Genomic DNA, 16,405 nt, shown 5'->3' with positions numbered 1-16,405 from the left:
GGAGCGTGGGAACGATCATTTGATCACAGCTACCACACACCAATCTGAACAACCTTCTCGGTTTCCGGCTCACCATAACGAAACCGCTGCCCGCGCAAATCGATCTCCGGATGGCTGATCGTCGTCCGCCGCTTCAATCCACGCATCCACTCAAACAGATACCCCGCATGCTCCTCGCGCACCGCCGTGTACGCCGGGTCCTCACCCAGATCATTCAGCTCCTGCGGATCATTCAACAGATCAAACAACTGCGGTCTAAACCCGTCGTACCCCAGGTATTTCCAGCGCTCGCTGCGCACCATGGTCATGCGGCAACGGTCGATCGGCTGGCCGAGTCGCTCGCGTGCCGGGGCCTGAAAGGCGTAGTCGTATTCGCTGATTGCATAGCGGCGCCAATCGGGATTTTCCCCGTGCAGCAACGGGATCAATGAACGCCCTTCCAGCCGGTGTTCCGCGCCCGCTAATCCCAACGCTTGAAGAAACGTCGGCAACGCATCAATGGTTTCCGCCAGCCGCTCATCGACAGTGCCGCGAGTGACATCCGCCGCCGCCCGAGGGTCGCGCACGATCAACGGCACGCCCACCGCCTGCTCAAGCAAAAACTCCTTCTCACCGAGCCAATGATCGCCAAGGAAATCGCCGTGATCGCTGGTGAACACGATCAACGTGTCATCCCAACGCCCGTAGCTCTGCAGAAAATCGAACAGCCGCCCCAACTGATCATCCACTTGCTTGATCAGGCCCATGTACGTGGGGATGACAGTCAATCGTACTGAATCGCGGGAAAAGTTGAGGCTTTCCTCATGCTGGCGAAAGGCAATGTATACGGGGTGTTTGCTGGCTACGGAGGGCGCCGCGCGGACCGGTTGAAGAATCGATTTCGTACTGTACAAGGCGTGGTACGGTGCCGGTACGATGTAGGGCCAATGCGGTTTGATGTACGAGAGGTGTAAACACCAGGATTTCTCGCCTTGCTCGGTGATGAAGTCGATGGCCCGATTTGTAGTGTAGACAGTCTCTGAGTGTTGCTCGGGAATTCGTGCTGGCAAATTCGCATGACGCATTTTCCAGCCGCTGAGGATTTCATCGTTCTCGCCTTCGGCGGCATTCGCCCAGTCGTGCCAGGGATTCTTGCCATCGAAGCCCTGCGCGCGCAGGTATTGGGTATAGGGCGCGGATTCGCGCTTGTCGTCGAATGACGGATCGTCGGGGTAGATACCGTCGTGGCGCAGGTACGGTTCGAAGCCGACCTCATTGAGCAACTCGGCTTGCGCGCTTTGCGGGTTGATCGCCAGACGCTGCAAGGCGTCGACATTGGCCGTCGCATGGGTCTTGCCGACCAGCGCGGTGCGGATGCCGTGAGGTCGCAGGTAATCGCCGATCGTCAATTCATCCAGCGGCAACGGCACCGCGTTCCAGGCCACTTGATGGCTGCTGACGTAGCGCCCGGTGTAGGCCGACATCCTTGAAGGACCGCAAATCGTGCCTTGGGTATAGGCGCGGCTGAAACGCACCCCTTGAGCTGCGAGGCGATCGATATTCGGTGTATGCAGATGCGGGTGGCCGTAGCAGGACAGGTAATCGCGGCGCAGTTGATCGCACATGATGTACAGCACGTTGCGCACGGAGTTGGATTGGGTGGGCATGGGGTTCACCGGTCAGTGGGACAGGTGAGGGTTTTCGCTGTCGGTAGAGGTTTTCGGCAAGTGCATTTGGGGAATGGTTTTTATGCAGCGATTGCATCAGCCTCTTCACGAGCAGGCTCGCTCCCACATTTGAAATGCGTATTCCTGTGGAGCGAGCCTGCTCGCGAAGGGGCCAGCTCAGACAGCAAAATTCTCCAGCGAACACACCTCCTCATCCTCCGCATCAACCACTTTGATCTGCTCAATCATCGCTTCGGCCAACGGTGACAGCCGATACCCGGCGCGGCTGACGATGCCGTAGCGGGTGTACAGCTCCTCCAGATCATCCGCCAGGCCTTCGATCTTCAAACAGACCAGCTCACCCTTGGCCAGATGCAGCGCATCGGAATACGCGCCGACAATTCCGATCGCCTCCGAACGCAGCACCACGCTCAACAGCGTCGAACCGTTTTCGCATTCCACATTCGGGGTGAAATCCGGACGACCGCTGAGGTCGACGATGACCTTGCGCAGGTTCGGCGGGCGGATGCTGACCGCCAGTGGATAACTCAGCAATTGCTCGGCAGTGATGCGTTCAAACGCCGTCAGTGGATGCCCGGCGCGGCAGCAGAAATGCCATTTGCGTGCCCGCAAGCGGTAGGTCTGGTAATCCGGATCGGCCTCGAATTGCCGGGTATCGGCGACGAAGAATTCGAACTCTTCGCTGAGCAGGCGTTTGCTCAGGCTCTGCCAGTCATCGACCAGAAACTGTACGCGCGCCTTCGGGTAGCGGCCGATGAATGCGCCGATCGCGCGCGGGATCAATCCGGCGGCTGGCGCCGGCCCGCAACCAAAGCGCAATTCCCCGGCCTCGAGGCCATTGAACTGGCTGATCTCATTGGCCATCTGCTGCGCACCGCTGACCAGTCGCCGCGCATGTTCGAGCAGCACATGGCCCTGTTTGGTCGGCGGCAATTCCTTGCGCCCACGGTCGACCAACTGGCAGCCGACGCTGTGTTCCAGTGCTTGGATGCTGCGGCTGAATGCCGACTGCGACAGGTTCACCGCCTGCGCGCCAGCGACAAAGCTGCGTTGCTCAACCAGAGCGATGAAGTGACGCAATTGGCGCAAGTCGATATGCATTTTTCACATAAAAAATATCCGGGAAATGCATTGGATATGCATTAGGTCGACTCCTTATAAAGGCAATCTCTTATGCAGTAAATATTTGTAAATCCATAAATAAATAACTGAAAAGAATATGCAGCACTGAAGATGTCTGTGTGTTTTTTGACCAGGAGCCGCGCCATGAGTCCGTTGAATCTCGCGTTACCCCCATCTCCCCGACGGCTCAAACGCCTGCCTTTGGCGCTGTTGCTGGCAGGCAGCGCCACCTGGACTCACGGCTATGCCGCCGAAGCCGAAACCCCTCCGCCCGTCCCCGCAGGCACAGCGGCGGCCAGCGGTTCCCAGCTGGAAACCGTGACCGTCACCACGCGCCGCCGCGAAGAAAGTTCGCAAGACGTGCCGACGCCAATGAGCGTGGTCAGTGGGCAGAATCTGGAGACGCAACGGGTTTACCGGATTCAGGACTTGCAGCAACTGGTGCCCAGCGTCAACGTCGCTTACATGCATGCGCGGCAGTCCAGCGTGTCGATCCGTGGCCTCGGTAACAACCCGGCCAGTGATGGCCTGGAAGGCAGCGTTGGCCTGTACATCGACAACGTTTATCTGGGCCGTCCGGGGATGGCGGTGTTCGATCTGATGGACATCGAGCAGCTCGAAGTCTTGCGCGGTCCGCAAGGCACGCTGTTCGGCAAGAACACCACCGCCGGGGTTATCAACATCAGCACCCGCGCGCCCAGTTTCACACCGGAACGCAGTATCGAAACCTCGGTCGGCGAGGACGGTTATTTCCAGACCAAGGGCACGATTTCCGGACCGCTCAACGACCAGCTGGCCGGGCGCTTCTCGGCGTATCGCACGCGCAGTGACGGCGACATCAAGAACGAATACGACGGCCACGACCTCAACGGCGGCTCCCGCGAGGGCTTCCGCGCGCAGCTGTTGTTCAAGCCCAATGAAGATTTCAATCTGCGCTGGATCGGCGATTACAACGAAGAAGATTCCAGCGCCGGCACTCGCGTGTTGTACAACACAGGGCCGACCATCAACGGCGTCAACCTGTATGAATCGCGGGCCAGTGCAGCCGGGGCAACGCTGGTCAACGGCCGGCATCGCAAGGTCAATCTCGATAACGACCAGCACGTCACCGTGCATCAGGGCGGCACGTCGGTGGAAGCCAACTGGACGTTGCCGAGCGACTTCACCCTGACGTCGGTCAGCTCTTATCGTTTCTGGAATTTCACCCCGCGCAACGACGATGGCCTCAACGTGCCGGCCAGTTACAACGCCGGCGTGTCGGTGGAAGACAAACAGTATTCGCAGGAATTTCGCCTGGCCTCGCCCAAGGGTGAGTTCTTCGATTATGTGGTCGGCGCCTACTATTTCGGCTCGGATCTGGACAACAAATCCTTCTCCTATTACGGCCCGCAGGCCGATATCTGGAATGGCACACCGGCGGGCAGCCTTGCCAACGTCACCAGCGTCGGCAACGGCCATATCCAGACCGACAGTTTCGCCCTGTTTGCCCAAGGCACCTGGCACCTGAGCGAACGTCTCGATTTCACCGCCGGGGTGCGTGGCACCTACGAAGAGAAAAACGCCTCGGTCGGCCGCAACGCGCCGGTCGGCGGTGTAGCTGTGGCCGGCGCGGCAGCCAATGCGCGTCGCGGCCGTGCCGGCGTCTACGATTCCGGTGACTTGAATCAGTACAGCTCCAGCCCCTCGGGACTGCTCAACCTGAGCTATCGCATCACCGATGATGTGCTCGGTTACGCCACGCTGTCCCACGGCGAGAAATCCGGCGGGGTCAACCTCGCGGTCGGCTCCGCACCTACCGCTGGCGCCGACTCGTTATTGATCGGCACCGAGCGCGCCAACAACGCCGAACTCGGTTTCAAAAGCACCCTGTGGGATCGCCGCCTGCAACTCAACGCCAACGTATTCTGGACCCAGGTCAACGCCTACCAGACCAATGCCTACGACGCCGCCAACCGCGTGCAATACCTGACCAACGCAGGCTCGGTGCGCTCGCGCGGCATCGAGTTCGAAAGCACCGTGGTGCCGTTGCGTGGCCTGACGCTGAACTTCAACGGTTCGTACAACGACGTCAGCTACCTCTCGTACAAGGATGCACCGTGCCCGCCGGAAGTCAGCCAGGCACCGGGTCCACCGGCCTCCTGCGATCTCAGCGGCCATCAAGTCGTCGGCGCGTCGAAATGGATCGGCAACGCCAACGGCGAATACAAATGGAATCTGGCTAACGGCTTCGAACCCTACGTCACCGGCAGCTACGCGTTCCGCTCCAAAGCGGTGGGCACGGTCGAGGATTCCGATTACGGGCAGATCCCCAGTTACGCGGTGGTCAACCTTTCCACCGGCCTGCGCGGCGATTTCAATCAGGGCCAGTGGGATGTCTCGCTGTGGCTGAAAAACGCCTTCGACAAAACCTACTACACGACCCTGTGGACCGGCGGTAACGGCGGCTATGAAGGCCTGCTCGGCACGCCACGGACCCTGGGTGTTACAGGACGCTACGACTTCTGATCGGGCTATCAAGGCGCTGATCTGGACATGGCCGTTCAACCAGTCCTCAGCGGCGCCGGCAAGCAGACGCAGCTGATCGACAGCGACGACGGCAATGGCGCATGACGTCGGCAATCAGCGAACCAAAAACAGCCTTTCAAGGCGTTAACGGATGCCGTAGCCGAATACTTTTCATGCCGTAAAAGCATGGCGTTTATGGCAGATCGCTGCAGCCCTTGTAGTGCGCGGCTTCGGTAAAAACGGATGATTTGTATATTCCTTGAGGGCCTATGCATAACGTTAAAGATTGCTTTCGGTGATAAGCGTCCACAGCCAATGATTGCCCCATCGACTACGCCGTGGGGGCTTCAAGAATGGCGGGTCGATCACTTTGGCTCGTAGAACGAAAGAGACCGCAGGGAGTTGAACAATGGGCAATGTCCAGACCGCCGCCAGCGCAGGGGAATTGTTGTGGCGGCACACGCCGAGTGGCGAACTGGTCGATCTTGGCCGGCCGCACCGTGTGCCGTTGGGACAGTTGCGTTTGCAGCGTGCGCCCAAGGGCATTTTGAGTCGGCGCGAAACCCTTCTGCTCGGTGTGCTCGCGTTGATCGTGCACGGTGCAGTGATTTATTGGGTCAGCCAGAAACCGACGCCGGTGCTGCCGGTGGTACCGCCGGAAATTCCGCCGATGACCATCGAGTTTTCACGCCCGGCTCCGCCCGCGCCGCCGGTTGTTGCGCCGCCACCACCGGCGCACGTGGTCGAGCCACCACCGCCAGTGGAGGACGAGTTGGCGGTGAAACCGCCGCCGCCCAAGCCGATCGCCAAACCCAAACCGGTGGTGAAACTGCCGCCCAAACCCGCGCCGAAGCCGGTAGAGCAGCCGCCGGCGCCAACGAAACCGGCAGCCCCGGTCGCAGCGCCAGCGCCCCCCGCGCCACCGGCACCTGCGCCCGTTACCCCGGCTTCAGCCAATGCGGCATACCTGAAAAACCCGGCGCCGGAATACCCGTCGCTGGCCCAGCGGCGCGGTTGGGAAGGCACGGTGTTGTTACGGGTGCATGTGTTGGCCAGCGGCAAACCGGGCGAGATTCAGATTGCCAAAAGCAGTGGTCGGCAACAGCTCGACGATGCGGCGCTGAATGCCGTCAAGCGCTGGAGTTTCGTCCCGGCCAAGCAGGGTGATGTCGCCCAGGACGGCTGGGTCAGCGTGCCCATCGATTTCAAGATTCATTAAACCGAAACCAAATTCGCGCGAAATGTTTATACGAGGGAACACATCATGACGTTACTGGCATCTCCACTGGAATCCATCGAAAGCGCGGTGATCTGGCTGCTGGTGGTTTTTTCCGTTGCCACTTGGGGCCTGGCGTTGCTCAAGGCTGTGCAGTTCGGTCGTCTGAAAGCGCAGGATCGGCGCTTTCATAAACGCTTCTGGGCAGCTTCGAGTCTGGATGTCGCGGCAGAGTTGAGCGAAACCCAGCCCGGCGCCGCAGCGCGAGTGGCGCAGGCTGGCTATGCAGCGATCCAGGTGGGCGAGGCGCCGCAGGCGAATGATCTGAGCCAGGCGATCAACCATCAGGATCGCCTCGAGCGTGCCTTGCGCCAGCAGATCGTCCGCGAACGGCGTTCGCTGGAAACCGGTCTGGCGGTGGTCGCGAGTATTGGCAGCACCTCGCCGTTCATTGGTTTGTTCGGCACGGTGTGGGGAATCATGGAGGCCTTGAAAGGCATCAGCGCCGCCGGTTCGGCGAGCCTGGAAACGGTGGCCGGGCCGATCGGTGCGGCACTCGTCGCGACTGGCGTGGGGATCGCCGTCGCGGTGCCGGCGGTGCTGGTTTACAACTACTTTCTGCGTCGTCTGAAATTGACCGCGGCGGATCTCGATGACTTCGCCCACGACTTCTACAGCCTGGCGCAGAAGAGCTCGTTCCGCGTGCTGATCCACCCGACCGCACACAAGGTGGCAACGTCGGGCAACGCGGCAAAAGTGAAGGAGGCGTCCTGATATGGCCTTCTCCACGCAAGACACGGATGAGGTGCTCAGCGAAATCAACGTGACGCCGCTGGTAGACGTGATGCTGGTGCTGCTGGTGGTGTTTATCGTCACCGCGCCGCTGCTGACCAACGCGATCCCGATCAACCTGCCGAAGACCGAAGCGGTGGCACCGGTCGAGCAGAAGGATCCGCTGGTGGTGAGCATCGACGGCGCCGGCAAGCTGTTTATCAACAAGGACGAGATTCAGCCCGACTTACTCGAATTCAACCTCAAGTCGGCCAAAGCCAAGGACCCGGAGGTGCGCGTGCAATTGCAGGCCGATGATGGGGTGAATTACGGCGAAGTGGCGCGAGCCATGGCTTCGATCGAACGGGCGGGGATTACCAAGTTGTCGGTGATTACTGCGCGGTAACAGATTTTCGTTTTTCCGGGGCCGTCTCCTTGGCAGGGTGCGGCCCTTTTTTTGCGTTCGGTTTTTGAAAAAGCCCCTCACCCTAGCCCTCTCCCGGAGGGAGAGGGGACTGACCGGGGTGTCTGGCGGCTATACATCGATATGAGAAATCCAATCGAACTCAAGATTTGAAGAACCTGAAGATCGGCTCCCTTTCCCCCCTCGCCCCCTTGGGGGAGAGGGTTGGGGTGAGGGGGAGGAATCTTATGCCCTACACAAATCACATATTCGATACAGGTCTTAATAAATAGCTTCTTATTCCTTAACCAATATAACTCCGCTCCCTATACTCGACCCGGAACAGACACGACGCAGGAGAGCTCCCCATGCGCAACGAATCAATCCGCTACCTGATTGTGCCGGGCTGGCAAGGATCGCCAGAAGATCATTGGCAAAGCCATTGGCAGAACAGCCTGCCAAACAGCGCGCGGGTCGAGCAGGCCGATTGGCTGACGCCGCGCCGTGAGGACTGGGTCGCCGCGCTGGCCGAAGCGATTGCCGCCGACAGCACGCCGGTCATTCTCATCGCTCACAGCCTCGGCTGCATCACCGTTGCCCACTGGGCGGCGACTGCGCCGTTGCAGTACCTGCGTCAGGTGCGCGGGGCGTTGCTGGTCGCGCCGGCCGATGTCGAGCGTCCTGCCTGCGCGCCAGCGCTGCGCAACTTCGCACCGATTCCGACGGACCTGTTGCCATTCCCCAGTCAGGTCGTCAGCTCCGACAACGACGCCGCCGTCAGTGCGCCGCGCGCATTGGAACTGGCGCGCAACTGGGGCGCGGAGGCGGGGATTCTCGCCGGGGCCGGGCACATCAACGTCAAGTCCGGGCATCAGCGTTGGGAGCAGGGATTTGCCTATCTCTATCGCCTGCAAAACCGTCTGGAACATCACGCCCGCCGTCGCGCCTGACCTTACTATTCAACGCCCCCGTCGGCTGGCGGTTTTGGGCGGGAGCCTGCCATGAGTCTCGAAACCTTCGGTCAGCCCTTGTTGACCTTTCCCGATGCGGAAAAAAGCCCCCTGAGCATTCGCGCCAAGGCGTTGGTGTTCGTCGACCCACGCTCGCGGCAATTGCGCGAGGAGTTGGAGCAGTTGGCTCCACGTGCGATTTCAGTGTTGATTCGCGGTGAGACTGGCACCGGTAAAGAGCTGCTCGCCCGGCATATCCACCGCGCCAGTGATCGCAGCGGGCTGTTCGTTTCGGTGAACTGCGGCGCGATCAGCCCGACCTACGCCGACGCCGAACTGTTCGGCTACGCCGCCGGCAGCTACAGCGGTTCGGCCAGCAGCCGCGCCGGCTGGTTCGGTTCGGCCAACGGCGGCACCTTGTACCTGGATGAAATCGGCGATCTGCCGCTGCCAATCCAGATCAAGTTGCTCGCGGCATTGGAAAACCACGAAGTCACCCGCGTCGGTGCGCATCAGCCGAGCCCGGTGGATGTGCGCCTGGTTGCGGCGACCAGCATCGATCTGGCCCAGGCCGTGGACGCCGGAAAATTCCACGAGCGGCTCTATCACTACCTCAGCGAGGGTCATCTGGAGCTGCCGGCGTTGCGCGCGCGCACCGGCGACATCCTCTCGCTGGCCGAGTATTTCCTTGGCATCTACAGCCAGCGTCTCGACTTGCCCGTGCCGCTGATCAGCGAAGCCGCGCAACATGTGCTCGAACAACACAGCTGGCCGGGCAACACTCGCGAACTGGAAAACGTCATCCACTTTGCCCTGCTGGTCAGCACCGGCGACGAAATCCTGCCGGAACATCTGAACCTGCCTGACGCGTCTGCGCCGCAGGTTCAGATCGAACGTCTGGTCAGGCAGACCCATATAGGTGGTAGCAGTGCAGAGCGTAAGGCCTTGAAAGACTGGCTGATTCGCTTGAGCGAGGCGGTGTGAGCGTTTTCTTCAACATGAACAAAATGGAATATGAAGCTGAATAAACGTTATTGTCCGGGAATAAAAAATCCGGGTATTGTCCGCCTCACGCCAGCGATATCACTTCACTGGCACACGTATTAAATGCCGTCGTCGATGACGACCGTGATTTTCGATAAGGACACTGCATGAAAAAGGTTCTGTTGTTTACCGCATTGGCGGCTGCTCTGACGGCTTCTTTCGCCAACGCCGGCGAGAAACTGGTAGTTGCCGCAACGCCGGTGCCCCACGCTGAAATCCTTGAGCTGATCAAACCGACCCTGGCCAAAGAGGGCGTGGATCTGGAAATCAAGGTTTTCACCGACTATGTACAACCGAACGTACAGGTCGGCGAGAAGCGTCTGGACGCCAACTACTTCCAGACCCTGCCGTACCTGAACAGCTTCAACCAGGGTAAATACAAGGATGACAAATCCAAGTACCTGGTGACCGTGCAGGGCGTTCACGTTGAACCGTTCGGTGGTTACTCGAGCAAGTACAAGACTCTGGCTGAGTTGCCGGACGGCGCGACCATCGCCATCCCCAACGAAGGCAGCAACAGCGGCCGCGCCCTGATCCTGCTGCAAAAGGCCGGCCTGATTGAACTGAAAGATCCGAAAAACGCTCTGGCAACGCCGAAAGACATCGCCAAGAACCCGCACAACTTCAAGTTCAAGGAACTGGAATCGGCCCTGCTGCCGCGCGTGCTGAAGGAAGTTGATCTGGACATGATCAACACCAACTACGCGCTGGAAGCCAAGCTGAATCCGCAGAAAGACGCGCTGGTGATCGAAGGTGCTGACTCGCCGTACGTGAACTTCCTGGTTGCCCGTGAGGACAACAAGAACAGCGACGCGATCCAGAAACTGGCCAAGGCCCTGACCAGCCCGGAAGTCAAAGCCTTCATCGAGAAGAAGTACAGCGGCGCGGTGTTGCCGGCGTTCTGATCTGACTTGAGTGAATCTGCTTCAGATGCAAAAACGCCGATGGCCTTGATGGTCATCGGCGTTTCTGTGTGTGCGTTAAAAAGCCCCTCACCCTAACCCTCTCCCAGAGGGAGAGGGAACCGATACGGGGATATTCAAGAGATACGCCGACCTGAACGTATCGCTCTGAATCCAGCATCGCTGAAGCCCAGCCAAGCCATAATCGCCAAGATCTTCCAGGTCGATGTACAACGCGAGACACCTCGGTCGGCCCCCTCTCCCTCCGGGAGAGGGCTGGGGTGAGGGGCTTTTGACTTACGCTGTAGTCTTCAACGCCCGGCGCAACGCCCTCAGCAATTTCACGATGTCCTGCGGATCCAGCCGCTGCGGCACTTTTACGTCCATGTTGTTCTTCCTTGTGGTGAATGGGCCGGAGAGTCTGGCCAAAAGCTGTGGTTCCTTGGAGGTCTTTCGTGGAAAAAAGATCCGTCCTACAGCGCAAAGAAAAATAGCCGTCTTATTCCTTCCCGGCAAACCCACAGGATAGTTTTTTGGGTGATATCAATATGCTTTAAAGGTATTTAAATTATGGTTTTTATACCTATAAAGTCAGTGCCTGCCGGACGGCCATCCGCCGTCCATGGATTGCATCATCGCCGCTTACCAAGCAGCGTCAGGACGCTTCATGACTTTCGACTACGCCTTTATCCTCAGCACTCTGCCGGCTTTTCTCAAAGCCGTCGGCGTGACTCTGCAGGTCGGTTTGATTGCGATCGCCACTTCGCTGTTGGTGGCGCTGCTCAACGCGACGATTCTGGTGTTTCGCACGCCATACCTGCAAAAACTGGTCGGCCTCTACGTAGAGCTGGCGCGCAACACGCCGTTGCTGATTCAGCTGTTCTTCGTCTACTTCGCGTTGCCGGCGGTGGGGATCCAGGTTTCCGGTTTCACTGCGGCAATCATCACCATGACCTTCCTTGGTGGCGCCTACCTCACCGAAGTGCTGCGCGCCGGCATCGATGCGGTGCCCCAGGCGCAACTGGAATCCGGGCGGTCGATTGGCCTGTCTCACGGGCAATTACTTCGTTATGTGATCCTGCCGCAGGCGGGGATTCTCAGCCTGCCGTCGCTGTTCGCCAATTTCATTTTCCTGTTGAAGGAAACCACCGTGGTCTCGGCGGTAGCGGTGCCGGAAATCCTCTACACCACCAAAAGCTACATCGCGCTCTATTACAAAACCTACGAAATGCTCGCCGTGCTGACGCTGATCTGCGTGCTGCTGTTCTTGCCGCTGTCGCTGTTGCTCAGCCGTCTGGAAAGGAGGCTCCAGCATGGCCAGTTCGGGTCTTGAGTTGCTGTGGATATCGTTGCCGCAACTGGCAAAAGGCGCCGGGCAAACACTGTCGATCTCGTTTCTGAGCATCGCCATCAGTACGATCGGCGGTGTGCTCTACGGTGTTCTGCGCACTTTGAACGTAACGTGGTTGAACGCGATTCTGCGCATCTATCTGGAGCTGTTCCGGGCAATTCCGGTGCTGGTCTGGTTGTATCTGCTGTTCTTCGGTCTGCCGATTTTCTTCGGCCTGAGCCTGCCGAGCTTCTGGTGCGCGGTGCTGGTGCTGTCGCTGTGGGGCGCCAGCGAAGTTGGCGAGGTAGCGCGCGGTGCGCTGCATTCGTTGCCGCGCGGACAGCGTGAAGCTGGGCTGTCGATCGGCCTCAATGCAGCTCAACTTTATGGCTACGTGCTGCTGCCGCAAGCGCTCAAGCGCATGACGCCGCCGACCATCAATGTTTATACGCGGATCATCAAGACCAGTTCCCTGGCGGTACTGATCGGCGTCGTAGATGTGATCAAGGTCGGTCAGCAGATCATCGAGCGCACCTACGAATCGGTACTGATTTACGGTGCGCTGTTCCTGTTTTTCTTTTTCATCTGCTACCCGCTTTCGGCCGCTTCGCGCGTGCTGGAGCGGCGCTGGACGCAAGCATGAGCGCACTGATCAAGTTTCACGGGTTCAACAAATTCTATGGCGCGCAGCAGGTGCTCGACGGCATTGACCTGCAAGTGCAGAGCGGCGAAGTACTCGTCATTCTTGGTCCCAGCGGTTGCGGCAAAAGTACTTTGCTGCGTTGCCTCAATGGTCTGGAAGAGGCCCACAGCGGCAGCCTGAAATTCCTCGACCGAGAGCTGTTGTACAAGGCCACTGACTGGCGCGAAATTCGCCAGCAGATCGGCATGGTGTTCCAGAGTTATCACCTGTTCCCGCACATGAGCGTGCTCGACAATCTGCTGCTCGGCCCGCTCAAGGTGCAGAAGCGTCAGCGTCGCGAAGCGCAGCAGCAGGCCGAAGCCTTGCTTGAGCGTGTCGGCCTGCTGGACAAGCGCGATGCTTTCCCGCGTCAGCTCTCCGGCGGCCAGCAGCAACGCATCGCCATTGTTCGCTCGCTGTGCATGAATCCACGGGTCATGCTCTTCGACGAAGTCACCGCCGCCCTCGACCCGGAAATGGTCAAGGAAGTGCTGCAAGTCATTCAGGGTCTGGCTCGCGAAGGCATGACCCTGCTGATCGTCACTCACGAAATGGCCTTCGCCCGCGCGGTGGCCGACCGCATCGTGTTCATGGATGCCGGGCGCATCCTCGAACAATCCCCCCCCGAGATTTTCTTTACGAACCCGCAAACCGCACGCGCGCAGCAGTTTCTTGAGAAGTTCTCCTTCGTTGCCACATCGCCAGAAACGAATCCGAAAAAGGAACTGGAACTGCTATGAAAACTGCCGCTTTGTTACTGCCCCTGCTCAGCCTCGCCTTGCTTGCCGGTTGCGGTAAGACCGAAGAGCCACCAAAGCCGAAAGTCGCCAGCGAAAGCGCCGCGCCGGCCGGTTATCTGGACAAGATCAAGGCCCGCGACAAACTGATTGTCGGCGTCTTCACCGACAAGCCACCGTTCGGTTTCGTCGATGAGGCCGGGCGCTACGTCGGCTTCGACACCGACATTGGCCGGCGCTTCGCCAAAGATCTGCTCGGCGACGAAAACAAGGTCGAGTTCGTCGCCGTCGAGCCGGCCAGTCGCATTCCATTTTTGCAGAGCGACAAGGTCGACCTGATCCTCGCCAACATGACCGTCACCCCGGAACGCAAGGAAGCGGTGGAATTCACCAACCCGAACCTCAAGGTGGCCGTGCAGGCGCTGGTGCCGCAGGGCAGTTCAGTGAAAAAACTGGATGATCTGGCGACGCGCACCACGATTGTCACCACCGGCACCACCGCGGATATCTGGCTGACCAAAAACCACCCGGACTGGAAACTGCTCAAGTTCGAGAAAAACTCCGAGTCGCTGCAAGCCTTGGCCAATGGTCGTGGCGATGCTTACGCGCAGGACAATCTGGTGCTGTTCAGCTGGGCCAAGCAGAACCCGGGCTATCGCGTGCTCGAGGAAAAGCTCGGAGCCGAGGCGCCGATTGCGCCGGCAGTGAAAAAGGGCAATCTCGAGTTGCGTGATTGGGTCAACAGCGAATTGGCCAGGTTGGGCGAGGAGAAATACCTGCTCAAGCTGTATGACCAATATGTGCGCAAAGAACTGAGTGATGACACCCGGCCTGAGAGTGTGATTGTTGAAGGGGGCAAGTGGCAGGGGTGATTGCCTGTTGATCGTTCCCACGCAGAGCGTGGGAACGATCGAATGGGCTAGTCTGGCCAATGCCACGCCGGCTCATCCAGCACCCGCTGCCCGACAATCCCGGTCTGGCCCAGCGTCTTCTCCAGCACGATGCAATTGCATTCCGGGTCTTCCTGCAACGCCGAGATAAGGCGCCGTGCATGTGACACCACCCACACCTGACACTGCTCCGAAGCGCGAATGATCAGCCTTGCCAGCGCCGGCAGCAGGTCCGGGTGCAGGCTGGTTTCCGGTTCGTTGAGCACCATTAGTGTCGGCGGTCGCGGTGTCAGCAACGCCGCAACCAGCAGCAGATAGCGCAAGGTTCCGTCTGACAATTCCGCCGCCGACAATGGCCGCAACAAGCCTTCCTGATAAAACTCGATAGCGAAGCGTCCACCGGCCAACGGCGCGATTTTCAGTCGCGCGCCGGGAAACGCATCGCTGATCGCCGCTGTTAACGCCTGCGGATCGCCAATCTCGATAATCGTCTGCAAGGCCGCCGCCAGATCGCGGCCGTCGTGGTGCAGCACCGGCGTGCGAGTGCCCAGTTGCGGCTGACGCACCGGCGCGTCGGCATCGCTGCGAAAGTGATCATAAAAGCGCCAGCGGCGGATGAATTCGCGCATCTGGAATACTTCCGGCGAGCTGCGCAGATTGCCGACCTGGTCGAACAGGCTGTCGAAGTTCGGCGTGTGTTGCGCCAGCACATCCCAGGCGCGACCTTCGCGGGCGCGGATCATCGGACCGTTGCGATCGACCAGCAGGCTCGCCGGGCGAAACACCGGGCCGGCCCAGATGCACTCACGCTTGATCTCCGGGTCGAGGGCAAAGCATGAAGTGCTTGGCTCCGGCAGGCCCAGGCCGATGGCGTAGCTGAAATCCTCGCCGGCGAATCCCAGTCGCAATCTTTTCACGCCGTGGCGCACCGTCGGCTCGATCGCCACCTCACCGTTGCGCATGCGTCGACTGATGGTTTCCGGTCCGGCCCAGAACGTCGAGTCCAGCCCGCCTTCACGCGCCAGCGCATTGACCACGCCGCCCTGGGCGGTTTCCGCCAGCAGGCGCAAGGCGCGATAGAGGTTGGACTTGCCGCTGCCGTTGGGCCCGGTAATCAGGTTCAGGCGCCCGAGCGGAATCACCAGTTTGTTGATCGAGCGGTAATTGGCCACCGCCAGGGTGTTGAGCATGAAATCCTTCTCCGGGTCACTGCGATACGCGGGCAGCATACCTTTAATGAGATAAATCTGGTGTTGGCGTCCGCAACCGTGGAACCCTGTTCTAAGCTCTGAAGTCGTATCGTCTCGACAGCAGCATTTAAGGCCAAGGAGTGTGCATGGCGGGTCCCGGATTGAAAGTGCTGATGGCCGTGAGCGCCATGGCGTTGCTCACCGCATGCGGCGACAAGAAACCTGCTCAGGAATACTTGCCACGGGTCTTTGTGCAAGAGGTCGAACCGGCCAACTACGCCGCCGCGGTGACCCTCACCGGTGATGTGCAGGCGCGGGTGCAGACCCAGCTGTCATTCCGCGTCGGCGGCAAGATCATCCAGCGCATGGTCGATGTCGGCGACCGCGTCACGGCCAAGCAGGTGCTGGCCAAACTCGATCCGAAAGATCTGCAGACCAACGTCGATTCCGCTCAGGCCCAAGTCGTCGCCGAACAGGCCCGCGTGAAGCAAGCGGCAGCCGCTTTCGTGCGTCAGCAAAAACTTCTGCCCAAGGGCTACACCAGCCAGAGCGAATACGATTCGGCACAAGCCGCGCTGCGCAGCAGCCAGAGCGCATTGAGCGCGGCGCAGGCGCAGCTGGCCAACGCCAAGGACCAGCTCAGCTACACCGCGCTGATCGCCGATGCACCCGGGGTGATCACCGAGCGCCAGGCCGAAGTCGGCCAAGTGGTGCAGGCCACCGCGCCGATTTTCAGCCTCGCCCGCGATGGCGACCGCGACGCGGTGTTCAATGTCTATGAATCGCTGCTGGCCGAGCGGCCGTCCGATCGCTCGATCGTAGTCAGCCTGCTCGACAACCCCGAGATCAAAACCACCGGCACCGTGCGTGAGATCACGCCATCGGTGTCGGCGCAATCGGGCACCGTGCAGGTCAAGGTCAGCCTCGACAAGCTGCCGCCGGGCATGCAGCTCGGTTCGGTGGTCAGTGCCACCGCCAAGGGCACCGGCAAATCGG

At 59.9% G+C, this 16,405-nt stretch carries 15 protein-coding genes; 12 read left to right on the top strand and 3 right to left on the bottom strand.

Annotated elements, in window-relative coordinates:
• Positions 1–29: 29 nt before the first annotated feature.
• Positions 30–1,646, bottom strand: a complete 1,617-nt coding sequence (locus OQK_RS09805; protein WP_016772228.1) for an alkaline phosphatase family protein — start codon at positions 1,644–1,646, stop codon at positions 30–32.
• 177 nt (positions 1,647–1,823) lie between these two features.
• On the bottom strand, positions 1,824–2,768 hold the full coding sequence (locus tag OQK_RS09800; protein WP_016772227.1) for a LysR family transcriptional regulator: 945 nt from the start codon (positions 2,766–2,768) through the stop codon (positions 1,824–1,826).
• A gap of 165 nt (positions 2,769–2,933) precedes the next feature.
• Between OQK_RS09800 and OQK_RS09795 the strand changes: the two genes are divergently transcribed.
• From OQK_RS09795 to OQK_RS09745, 11 genes are all read left to right on the top strand, one after another.
• Positions 2,934–5,294 (top strand): TonB-dependent receptor, encoded by a 2,361-nt coding sequence (locus tag OQK_RS09795; protein ID WP_016772226.1) that lies wholly within the window; start codon positions 2,934–2,936, stop codon positions 5,292–5,294.
• Between the two features lie 409 nt (positions 5,295–5,703).
• A complete protein-coding gene (locus OQK_RS09790; protein ID WP_016772225.1) occupies positions 5,704–6,513 on the top strand; it encodes an energy transducer TonB in 810 nt (269 codons plus the stop codon).
• A gap of 45 nt (positions 6,514–6,558) precedes the next feature.
• Entirely contained in the window at positions 6,559–7,284 is a 726-nt protein-coding gene (locus OQK_RS09785) for a MotA/TolQ/ExbB proton channel family protein (protein ID WP_016772224.1), read from the top strand.
• Between the two features lies 1 nt (position 7,285).
• On the top strand, positions 7,286–7,687 hold the full coding sequence (locus tag OQK_RS09780; protein ID WP_007972930.1) for an ExbD/TolR family protein: 402 nt from the start codon (positions 7,286–7,288) through the stop codon (positions 7,685–7,687).
• Between the two features lie 365 nt (positions 7,688–8,052).
• Positions 8,053–8,634, top strand: coding sequence for an alpha/beta hydrolase (locus OQK_RS09775; protein WP_007918704.1), 582 nt, complete (start codon positions 8,053–8,055; stop codon positions 8,632–8,634).
• A 51-nt stretch (positions 8,635–8,685) separates the two neighbouring features.
• Positions 8,686–9,618, top strand: coding sequence for a sigma 54-interacting transcriptional regulator (locus tag OQK_RS09770; RefSeq protein WP_016772223.1), 933 nt, complete (start codon positions 8,686–8,688; stop codon positions 9,616–9,618).
• Between the two features lie 167 nt (positions 9,619–9,785).
• Positions 9,786–10,583 carry a MetQ/NlpA family ABC transporter substrate-binding protein gene (locus tag OQK_RS09765; RefSeq protein WP_016772222.1) on the top strand — a complete coding sequence of 266 codons (798 nt, stop codon included), beginning with the start codon at positions 9,786–9,788 and terminating at the stop codon, positions 10,581–10,583.
• A gap of 664 nt (positions 10,584–11,247) precedes the next feature.
• Positions 11,248–11,913: an amino acid ABC transporter permease gene (locus OQK_RS09760; RefSeq protein ID WP_016772220.1), complete on the top strand. Its 666-nt coding sequence runs from the start codon at positions 11,248–11,250 to the stop codon at positions 11,911–11,913.
• The gene (locus OQK_RS09755; RefSeq protein WP_016772219.1) at positions 11,894–12,553 is read left to right on the top strand and encodes an amino acid ABC transporter permease; all 660 of its coding nucleotides are present in this window, start codon (positions 11,894–11,896) and stop codon (positions 12,551–12,553) included. The genes OQK_RS09760 and OQK_RS09755 overlap by 20 nt, the downstream gene beginning before the upstream one ends.
• Complete coding sequence (locus tag OQK_RS09750; RefSeq protein ID WP_016772218.1) at positions 12,550–13,332, top strand: amino acid ABC transporter ATP-binding protein; 783 nt, start codon at positions 12,550–12,552, stop codon at positions 13,330–13,332. The genes OQK_RS09755 and OQK_RS09750 overlap by 4 nt, the downstream gene beginning before the upstream one ends.
• On the top strand, positions 13,329–14,201 hold the full coding sequence (locus OQK_RS09745; protein WP_016772217.1) for a transporter substrate-binding domain-containing protein: 873 nt from the start codon (positions 13,329–13,331) through the stop codon (positions 14,199–14,201). Before OQK_RS09750 ends, OQK_RS09745 begins: the two co-directional genes overlap by 4 nt.
• Before the next feature lie 47 nt (positions 14,202–14,248).
• Here the strand turns inward: OQK_RS09745 and OQK_RS09740 are convergent, their stop codons facing one another.
• Complete coding sequence (locus OQK_RS09740) at positions 14,249–15,409, bottom strand: AAA family ATPase (RefSeq protein WP_016772216.1); 1,161 nt, start codon at positions 15,407–15,409, stop codon at positions 14,249–14,251.
• Between the two features lie 146 nt (positions 15,410–15,555).
• Here OQK_RS09740 and OQK_RS09735 point away from each other — a divergent pair.
• The coding region (locus OQK_RS09735) for an efflux RND transporter periplasmic adaptor subunit (RefSeq protein ID WP_016772215.1) at positions 15,556–16,405 on the top strand (850 nt) is incomplete at its 3' end.

The organism is Pseudomonas sp. R62, assembly GCF_000257605.1.
GTDB lineage: Bacteria > Pseudomonadota > Gammaproteobacteria > Pseudomonadales > Pseudomonadaceae > Aquipseudomonas > Aquipseudomonas atacamensis.
The sequence above is the reverse complement of the archived record's forward strand: the minus strand, read 5'-3'. Positions and strand labels throughout refer to the sequence as shown.